Annotated in this window: 8 protein-coding genes and 11 tRNA genes; 18 read left to right on the top strand and 1 reads right to left on the bottom strand. The window is 34.5% G+C overall.

The window, feature by feature from the left end; all coding sequences use genetic code 11:
- Nucleotides 1-102: 102 nt before the first annotated feature.
- From AMD00_RS09360 to AMD00_RS09290, 15 genes are all read left to right on the top strand, one after another.
- Nucleotides 103-176: transfer RNA gene (locus tag AMD00_RS09360), tRNA-Met, on the top strand.
- A 16-nt stretch (nt 177-192) separates the two neighbouring features.
- Nucleotides 193-269: transfer RNA gene (locus AMD00_RS09355), tRNA-Ile, on the top strand.
- A 22-nt stretch (nt 270-291) separates the two neighbouring features.
- A tRNA-Ser gene (locus tag AMD00_RS09350) sits at nt 292-384 on the top strand.
- A gap of 32 nt (nt 385-416) precedes the next feature.
- Nucleotides 417-493, top strand: a tRNA-Met gene (locus AMD00_RS09345).
- Nucleotides 494-496: 3 nt separating this feature from the next.
- Nucleotides 497-573, top strand: a tRNA-Asp gene (locus AMD00_RS09340).
- 29 nt (nt 574-602) lie between these two features.
- Nucleotides 603-678: transfer RNA gene (locus tag AMD00_RS09335), tRNA-Phe, on the top strand.
- A gap of 4 nt (nt 679-682) precedes the next feature.
- Nucleotides 683-756: transfer RNA gene (locus AMD00_RS09330), tRNA-Gly, on the top strand.
- Nucleotides 757-763: 7 nt separating this feature from the next.
- Nucleotides 764-840, top strand: a tRNA-Ile gene (locus tag AMD00_RS09325).
- Nucleotides 841-850: 10 nt separating this feature from the next.
- Nucleotides 851-925, top strand: a tRNA-Asn gene (locus AMD00_RS09320).
- Nucleotides 926-930: 5 nt separating this feature from the next.
- Nucleotides 931-1,021: transfer RNA gene (locus tag AMD00_RS09315), tRNA-Ser, on the top strand.
- A 4-nt stretch (nt 1,022-1,025) separates the two neighbouring features.
- A tRNA-Glu gene (locus AMD00_RS09310) sits at nt 1,026-1,097 on the top strand.
- A 303-nt stretch (nt 1,098-1,400) separates the two neighbouring features.
- Entirely contained in the window at nt 1,401-2,165 is a 765-nt protein-coding gene (locus AMD00_RS09305) for a MerR family transcriptional regulator (RefSeq protein ID WP_053416724.1), read from the top strand.
- A gap of 89 nt (nt 2,166-2,254) precedes the next feature.
- A complete protein-coding gene (locus AMD00_RS09300; RefSeq protein WP_053416723.1) occupies nt 2,255-2,746 on the top strand; it encodes a TraR/DksA C4-type zinc finger protein in 492 nt (163 codons plus the stop codon).
- Nucleotides 2,747-2,966: 220 nt separating this feature from the next.
- Nucleotides 2,967-4,169, top strand: a complete 1,203-nt coding sequence (locus tag AMD00_RS09295; protein WP_211258626.1) for an MFS transporter — start codon at nt 2,967-2,969, stop codon at nt 4,167-4,169.
- 45 nt (nt 4,170-4,214) lie between these two features.
- Nucleotides 4,215-5,153 carry a dipeptidase gene (locus tag AMD00_RS09290; RefSeq protein WP_053416722.1) on the top strand — a complete coding sequence of 313 codons (939 nt, stop codon included), beginning with the start codon at nt 4,215-4,217 and terminating at the stop codon, nt 5,151-5,153.
- Nucleotides 5,154-5,251: 98 nt separating this feature from the next.
- Here AMD00_RS09290 and AMD00_RS09285 read toward each other — a convergent pair whose 3' ends face one another.
- Entirely contained in the window at nt 5,252-6,103 is an 852-nt protein-coding gene (locus AMD00_RS09285; protein WP_053416721.1) for a helix-turn-helix domain-containing protein, read from the bottom strand.
- 111 nt (nt 6,104-6,214) lie between these two features.
- On the opposite strand from AMD00_RS09285, the gene AMD00_RS22850 reads away from it, so the two are divergent.
- From AMD00_RS22850 to AMD00_RS09275, 3 genes are read left to right on the top strand one after another with little or no spacing between them, the layout of a single operon-like run.
- Nucleotides 6,215-6,376, top strand: coding sequence for an SDR family oxidoreductase (locus AMD00_RS22850; RefSeq protein ID WP_245639468.1), 162 nt, complete (start codon nt 6,215-6,217; stop codon nt 6,374-6,376).
- Nucleotides 6,377-6,406: 30 nt separating this feature from the next.
- Entirely contained in the window at nt 6,407-7,342 is a 936-nt protein-coding gene (locus AMD00_RS09280; protein ID WP_053416720.1) for an ABC transporter ATP-binding protein, read from the top strand.
- Nucleotides 7,339-8,214, top strand: a complete 876-nt coding sequence (locus tag AMD00_RS09275; RefSeq protein ID WP_053416719.1) for an ABC transporter permease — start codon at nt 7,339-7,341, stop codon at nt 8,212-8,214. The genes AMD00_RS09280 and AMD00_RS09275 overlap by 4 nt, the downstream gene beginning before the upstream one ends.

The raw sequence follows: 8,214 nt of genomic DNA, 5'->3' as shown, positions 1-8,214 counted from the left end.
GGGCCTTAGCTCAGCTGGGAGAGCGCCTGCCTTGCACGCAGGAGGTCAGCGGTTCGATCCCGCTAGGCTCCACCAATTTATTACTAAATTTAATACCATCATGGCGGCGTAGCTCAGCTGGCTAGAGCGTACGGTTCATACCCGTGAGGTCGGGGGTTCGATCCCCTCTGCCGCCATACTAACCAAACTAAAGGACCTTTAGCTCAGTTGGTTAGAGCAGACGGCTCATAACCGTCCGGTCGCAGGTTCGAGTCCTGCAAGGTCCACCATCTACACAACGTTATATTTTTTGGAGGAATACCCAAGTCTGGCTGAAGGGATCGGTCTTGAAAACCGACAGGCGGGTCATACCGCGCGGGGGTTCGAATCCCTCTTCCTCCTCCATTTTTTAAAAGTTAATTTCATAATATCATTATCGCGGGGTGGAGCAGTTCGGTAGCTCGTCGGGCTCATAACCCGAAGGTCACAGGTTCAAATCCTGTCCCCGCAACCAAATGGTCCGGTAGTTCAGTTGGTTAGAATGCCTGCCTGTCACGCAGGAGGTCGCGGGTTCGAGTCCCGTCCGGACCGCCATTTTTTAAAAATATTGTATTAATCATCATGGGTCAGTAGCTCAGTTGGTAGAGCATTAGATTGAAGCTCTAAGTGTCGGCGGTTCGATTCCGTCCTGACCCACCATGATGCGGGTGTAGTTTAGTGGTAAAACCACAGCCTTCCAAGCTGTTGTCGAGAGTTCGATTCTCTTCACCCGCTCCAATTTTATGGGCCTATAGCTCAGCTGGTTAGAGCGCACGCCTGATAAGCGTGAGGTCGATGGTTCGAGTCCATTTAGGCCCACCATTAAAATTTTTCCGAAGTAGCTCAGTGGTAGAGCATCCGGCTGTTAACCGGACGGTCGTAGGTTCGAGTCCTACCTTCGGAGCCATATATGGGGAAGTACTCAAGTGGCTGAAGAGGCGCCCCTGCTAAGGGTGTAGGTCGCGTAAGCGGCGCGAGGGTTCAAATCCCTCCTTCTCCGCCATATAGGCCCCTTGGTCAAGCGGTTAAGACACCGCCCTTTCACGGCGGTAACACGGGTTCGAATCCCGTAGGGGTCATATTAAAAAACCATTAGAATCATATTTGATTCTAATGGTTTTTTTGCGTTTGGAAAGTAAATTGAAAAGGCGTTTTTTTAATGAGTTAAAGCAATTTTTGCAGATTATGAAAAAGACAGTAACATTAAATGAAATCGTTAAATTTGAGAGTTCTTTATCATTAGGCAAGATAAAATCATCATAAATATATGAAGTAACATACTAAGTAAGAGCTGTTTGCCGATACTTAGATTTTTTATTTAATATACTGTTGACCTTAACGTTACGTCAAACTATATAGTAGAAACATGGAGGTGAAAAGAGATGGAAATGACGATTCAAAAACTTGCTCAGCTGTCAGGAGTTAGTTCAAGAACATTGCGTTATTATGACGATATTGGATTGTTAAAGCCTGCACGAGTAAATTCCTCAGGATATCGTATTTATGAGCAAGAAGAGATTGATTTGTTACAGCAGATACTATTTTATCGTGAATTAGGCTTTAAGTTAGAAGTCATTAAAGAGATCATAACAGTCGATAATTTTGACTATAAGAATGCCCTAATGGAGCATTATAAGGCATTAATGGAGAAACGCCAACAATTAGATGTCATGATAACAACTGTAACTAAAACAATCAAAGCTATGAATGGAGGAGTTCAAATGTCAAACGAAGAAAAGTTTGAAGGTTTAAAGGAAAAAATGATTTTAGAAAATGAAAAACAATATGGCGAAGAGGTACGACAAAATTACGGAGATTCTACAGTTGATGCATCAAATAATAAAGTCCAACAAATGACTGAGCAGCAATATGAAGAAGTGCAAGCATTGGAGCAAGAAGTGATGAGTTTATTAAAGCGAGCAATGGAAACTGGTCAAGCTGAAAGTGATGTTGCTCAGCGTGCTGCCGAAGCACATAAGCGATGGTTAATGTATTATTGGCCAAAGTATAGTAAAGAAGCACATGCTGGACTTGCAGAAATGTATATAGCAGATGAACGTTTCACGAACTATTATGATAAAGAGCAAACTGGTACAGCACAACTTTTAAGAGATGCTATATTAATCTATACTGGAATGAATAATTAGAGTACTGCAAAAAGCAGTACTCTTTTTTATGTTTGATTTAAAAAATATAGGAAATAATAATAAATAGGTTATATTAATGGAGGAATAAAATGACGAACACAAAATATCAAAATTTAAAAAATCAAATGATACAAGAATTATTTGTGTTGCAGGGAAGAAAATATACACACGAGCCCCCAGATTCAACAGAGTTATCCAATTATGACAACCATCCTGCAGATCAAGCAACTGATTTAACAGATCAAGTAACAGAAATGGCGATAGGTGAACATAATGAACAACAAATTGAAAAACTTGAGGCTGCGTTGCGAGCTATTGATGATGGTTCTTATGGAAAATGTAGTGAATGTGGAGAAGACATTCCATTTGGACGATTAGAGGCTATTCCAACAGCACTTACATGTGTTGAACATGTACCAGAAAATAAGGTACCTACTGACAGACCTGTTGAGGAGGAACTATTAAATGCTTCAACAGAGCGACCTATCCAGGATGAAAGATCGATTGTTGATAATGAGGACAGTTTTCTAGAGGTAGAAGCATACGGTTCCTCAGATTCACCTAGCGATCAAATAGAATAACGTAAAAATGGGACTGTGGAGATACAGTTCCATTTTTGTTGTGCTCAATATTAGTGACAACCATGTGAAATTAGAAAATTATTTTATGGAATTTTCAGAAATTTATATTCATATTAAGTTTCTATAATTGTAAAATGGAAATATATAGATTTAATTGTATGTAGTGGAGGTTAAATTATAGTTTCATCAACCGATTGACAAATAAGAGGTGAAAATAGGGATGTGGAAAAGGTATTCTTTATTACTTAGTGGAATTGGCGTTTCGTTTTTTGGAAATTGGATTTACATAATCGCGTTGAATGTATTGGTTCTTGATATGACCAAATCAGCAGCAGCAGTTGCAGGTATTTATATTGTAGGTCCTGTTGCAAAGTTACTAACGAATTTCTTTGCCGGCTCCATAATTGATAGGCATAATAAGAGAAGATTAATGATAATTTCTGATGTGATAAGAGGTTTACTTGTGCTACTTGTGCCTTTTATGGGGTCGATTTGGATAATTTATACCATCATATTTGTTGCAAATATGGCCGGCTCCTTTTTTGGGCCCAGCTCTACTTTTTATATTACGAAATTTGTAAAGGAAACCGATCGACGACGTTTTAATTCAATCATGAGTATGATGAATTCAGGTTCGTTTTTAATCGGCCCTGCGCTTGCGGGTATACTAATTGCAACAGTTGGTACAACGATATGTGTCGTGATTAACGCAGTTACATTCTTTTGTTGTGCGTTTTGTATTTACTTGTTGCCAAATATCGAAGATGAAACAATTTTAAAGCGTGAACCAATTACATTAAAAATGATGTTAGCAGATTGGCAAGTTGTTAAGTCATATATAAAACAAGATCATTATTTTATAAAAGTATATTTATTATTCCAAGTTGCTTTAATGATTGCTTTTTCTCTAGATTCACAAGAGGTGACATTTATTAAGCAAAACTTAGGATTATCTAATCAAATGTATGGAGTAATCGTTAGCATTACGGGTATAGGCTCAATTATTGGGGCATCAATATCAGCAATGTTGGTGAAAAAAATATCATTACAAATATACTTTGCCGTAGGTATGTTGATGACCACAATTGGCTATTTATTATTTTACAGCTCTGTAGGGTTTTGGACAGCAACTGCAGCATTTATCTTTTTAGGGTTCTTTATGTCATTCTCCAACTCAGGATATGATACTTTCTATCAAAAAAATGTGCCAACAGAAATTATGGGGCGGTTTGGTAGTGTTACAGCAATGTTCTTAAGTATAATACAAATTTCATTTACTTTTATTATCGGTGCTCTAGCTGAATGGTTTTCTTTACAAATGGTGGCTGTAGGATTTTCGGCAATAGCAGTGCTACTATCGGTCATATTGTGCACACAAGTATTTCAAAAACCAAACAAGCGATATTATGCTGAAACATCGTAACCATGTATAATATGTGCAGTAAGATAGCTAATGGGGGTACAAAATATGAATATTATCGATTTGCATTGTGATGTATTATGGAAATTGTCCATAGCCGAAGAACCACTTAATTTTAGAAATGCACCACAATTACAAGCAAATTTAGAACGCTTAAAGCAAGGAAAAGTGAAGGTGCAATTTTTTGCGATTTTCGTAGATGAAGATATACCTCAAGGAAGAAAATACTTAGAGGCACTCCGTCAAATTGAATTATTCCAAACACAAGTGCTTGCTCCAAATCCGGAGATGGTACATATTACAGATTGGCATCAACTAGAAACGCTACAAGAAGGTGAAATTGGAGCGGTTTTAACATTAGAAGGTTGTGATGCCATCGGAGCCGATCTATTCAAATTACAGGCTATATTAGACGCAGGAGTGAAACTAGTTGGCCTCACTTGGAATAATGAGAATGCTGTTGCTTATGGTGCACAAAATGACCCTAATTTAGGTTTGAAAGATATCGCAAAAGAGGTTGTGGCATTATTAAATGAACGTGACATACTTATAGACGTATCACATTTAAATATGCAAGGATTTTGGGATGTGCTACCGATAGCTAAACATATTATTGCTAGTCACTCGAATGCACGTGCATTATGTGACCATCCTCGTAATTTAACGGATGAGCAGGCAAAGGCTCTTGTAGAACATGGTGGTCATATACATCTAGTGTATTATCCAGAGTTCATTGTCAATCCTACTGAATCCGCTACGATGCAGGCATTGATTCAACATTTTGTGCATTTAGCAAATGTAGTTGGTATAGAGAATTTAGGGTTAGGATCAGATTTTGACGGCATTCACCAGTTTGTTGAGAATTTACAGAATGCATCTCAAACTCAAAATTTGTTAGAGAAATTGCAAGAACATTTTACTAAGGATGAAGTGAAAGGTATCGCGAGTAATAACTTCTTATCTTATGTGAAAAAAATAAAAAAGTAAGCTAACAAAAACGTCATGAAGTAACTTATCATGACGTTTTTTTCTATATCAAAAACTAATAGTAAGCTAATTATAGTTTGAATAAATAAACATTTTTTCTATTTATATAGTTTTATTTCATCTTCAATCATTTGTAATAACTGATTTTCTTCTAATATTAGTAAAATTTTCTGTCCCTTCAATATCCACATTTCATCAGGTTTACCCAAATTGTTTAGACAAATACCTTTTCGTATATAGCAAATAGCTAAATGAATATAAGCTTTTTGTTCCTTACTTAAATTAATCATTTTTTCTATTTCACAGATTGCATCATTGTGTAATCCATTTTTTATAAACATTAAGGAAATATTTATACCCATATTAATTCTTAGACGTTGAATACACTGGAAATTTTTATATCGCTCTATACTTTTTAATGCAAATTTCTTAATTTCTATCATTGTTTCAAGTGGGAATAAAAATAATATTGAATTTAAAAGATAGAGATCTGTGATATAAAGTTGATTTCTCTTTGATAGTCTTTTCCATACTTTTATAGCGGGTAAACTAGCTTTTGTATAATCATTTGTTAGATTAAGTATTAACAAAGCTTCGCATAATTCTTTAATATCATTAATCAATGCATCATCGTATTTTTCTAGATAATCATTTGCTCGAAGTAGTATTTCTTGAATTTCCTGTTTGTTATTATAAGCTAAGTCAAAAAAATCATTAATGATTTTATCACGTTTAAAAAAATTAAAGTCATTATGTATATATGTAAGTTCCTCAAATGAAACTTCTAATTTCGACAATACATGGACAAGTGTTTTAAAACGAATATCTGTTTTATTGAGTTCAAATTTAGAAAATGCACTCTGAGTAATTTTTCCATCAAGTAAATATTCTTGAGAATATCCTTTCTCAGTTCGGATTTTTTGAATGGTTTGACCAATTTGTTCGTACATGAAATATCCTCCATTAGCTTTAGTCTTTTAAGACTATTTTGAAATATAGGTATTATTATACATTAATATTAGTAACTGTAGGAGGTGAAGAAATGGGAAATTTGTTCAGATATGACGAGAAAACTAGATGAAAGCACATTAGTGAAAATGATACCTTTACAACAATTTGGGAACCCAGATGATGTAAGTGAGTTGACATATTTTTTAGCAGAAAAAAATTCGAAATATATAACCGGACAAATAATTACAGTAGATGGTGGTTTATCAATATAGTTTAATTTTTGATATATAGAGGTGAAAGTATTGTCAAAAGAACAAATTGTTATTAAAGTGGATAATTTAAGAAAAAGTTATGGGGCTTTTGAAGCTGTAAAAGGAATATCCTTTTCTGTAAAAAAAGGAGAGTTATTTGCTTTTCTTGGTACAAATGGAGCAGGTAAATCTACAACAATAGATATTCTTTGTACACTTGCTAAAAAAAATACAGGAGATATTTATATTGATGGTTATAAACATGGTGATATAAAGGGAAACAATAATATTCGTGAAAAAATTGGTGTTGTATTTCAAGAAAGTGTATTAGATGAACGGTTAACGGTCTATGAAAATATACTTAATCGAGGACAATATTACAATTTGAGTAAGGAGCAAATTCAAGATAATTATCAGTTTGTTTCTGAATATTTAAAACTAGATGATATAAAAGATAAAAAATATGGTGCACTATCTGGTGGGCAAAGAAGAAGATCAGATATTGCACGAGCTATTATTCATAAACCGACTATTCTATTTTTAGATGAACCAACAACGGGCTTGGATCCACAAACAAGGTTATTTGTTTGGGAAGCGATTAAAAGATTACAAGAAGAAACTAATATGACTATTTTCTTAACAACACACTATATGGAAGAAGCTGCAGTTGCAGATAATGTAGTCGTGATAAAAGAAGGGCATATAGTAGCTGAGGGTACGCCCGATCAATTAAAGGATAAGTATGCTTTTGATAGCTTACATTTAGTTTTTAAAAACACATTTTCCTCTAAGCAATGGTTTAAAGAAAGAAAAATTTCATATACATTTAAAAATTCAATTTATACCTTGCGCTTAGCAACTACTATAGATGCTTATGACATACTAAAGAAATTAGAGAATCAAATAGAATCTTTTGAGGTCATTAAAGGAAGTATGGATGATGTCTTTATCAATATTATTGAGGAGAAGGAGGTCATCGTACTGTGAATTCTTTATTCTATTTGATTAGTAGGAACAATAAAATATACCGTCGCGATCGAACATTATTACTTCTTTCTCTATTGTCAGTCTTTATTGTAATTTTACTATACGCAGTATTTTTACAGCAGACACAAATTGATGCAATTAAACAAATTGTGGGGGTGACTAATGAGTCAAAAGTTATGGTTAATGAATGGATGGTTGCAGGTCTATTATCAATAACTGCAGTGACAACAACATTAGGTGCATTTGGAATCATGGTAAAGGATAAAGAAAGCAAAAAAACACATGATTTTTTAACAGCACCATTATCAAGGGCTACAATACAGTTAAGTTATGTAATAAATTCATTTATAATCGGCCTTTTTTTCTCGCTGCTTGCTTTTGTTGGATGTGAGTTGTTTCTTATTTTAGCAGGTGGAAAAGTATTGAGTATCATGGGGATGCTTAAGGTAATAGGTATCATTGTACTTTCAGTGGCATTATCTAGTTCAATAAATTTATTCTTGGTTCTTTTTATTCATACGCAAAATGCATTTTCCACATTAAGTACAGTTGTTGGAACTGCTATAGGTTTCTTATGTGGAGTTTATGTTCCAATAGGTGGTGTACCTAATTTTGTTCAGAATATAATAATGTATTTTCCAATCAGTCATACAGCTGTATTGTTAAGAGAAGCATTTATGACTGATTCAATCCAAAAAGTTTTTAAACAAGCCTCACCAGATCAAATTTTGGAGTATGAAAAACATTATGGAATAGTATATGAACTGAATAATAGGTTAATCAGTACATCATATAGTATTTGGATTATTATTATCACAATGATTGTATTTACTACGGTATCTATAATGATATTTAAAAGACAAAATAAATAA

The sequence above is a fragment of the Viridibacillus arvi genome (genome assembly GCF_001274945.1).
GTDB lineage: Bacteria > Bacillota > Bacilli > Bacillales_A > Planococcaceae > Viridibacillus > Viridibacillus arvi.
Note: the sequence above shows the minus strand (reverse complement) of the source record. Positions and strands in the feature narration are given on the sequence as shown.

What these genes read in the sequence shown, in the direction of transcription:
- AMD00_RS09305 (WP_053416724.1), top strand. Translation starts at nt 1,401, where the DNA reads ATGGAAATGACGATTCAAAAACTTGCTCAGCTGTCAGGAGTTAGTTCA.
- AMD00_RS09300 (WP_053416723.1), top strand. Translation starts at nt 2,255, where the DNA reads ATGACGAACACAAAATATCAAAATTTAAAAAATCAAATGATACAAGAA.
- AMD00_RS09295 (WP_211258626.1), top strand. Translation starts at nt 2,967, where the DNA reads ATGTGGAAAAGGTATTCTTTATTACTTAGTGGAATTGGCGTTTCGTTT.
- AMD00_RS09290 (WP_053416722.1), top strand. Translation starts at nt 4,215, where the DNA reads ATGAATATTATCGATTTGCATTGTGATGTATTATGGAAATTGTCCATA.
- AMD00_RS09285 (WP_053416721.1), bottom strand. Translation starts at nt 6,103, where the DNA reads ATGTACGAACAAATTGGTCAAACCATTCAAAAAATCCGAACTGAGAAA.
- AMD00_RS22850 (WP_245639468.1), top strand. Translation starts at nt 6,215, where the DNA reads ATGACGAGAAAACTAGATGAAAGCACATTAGTGAAAATGATACCTTTA.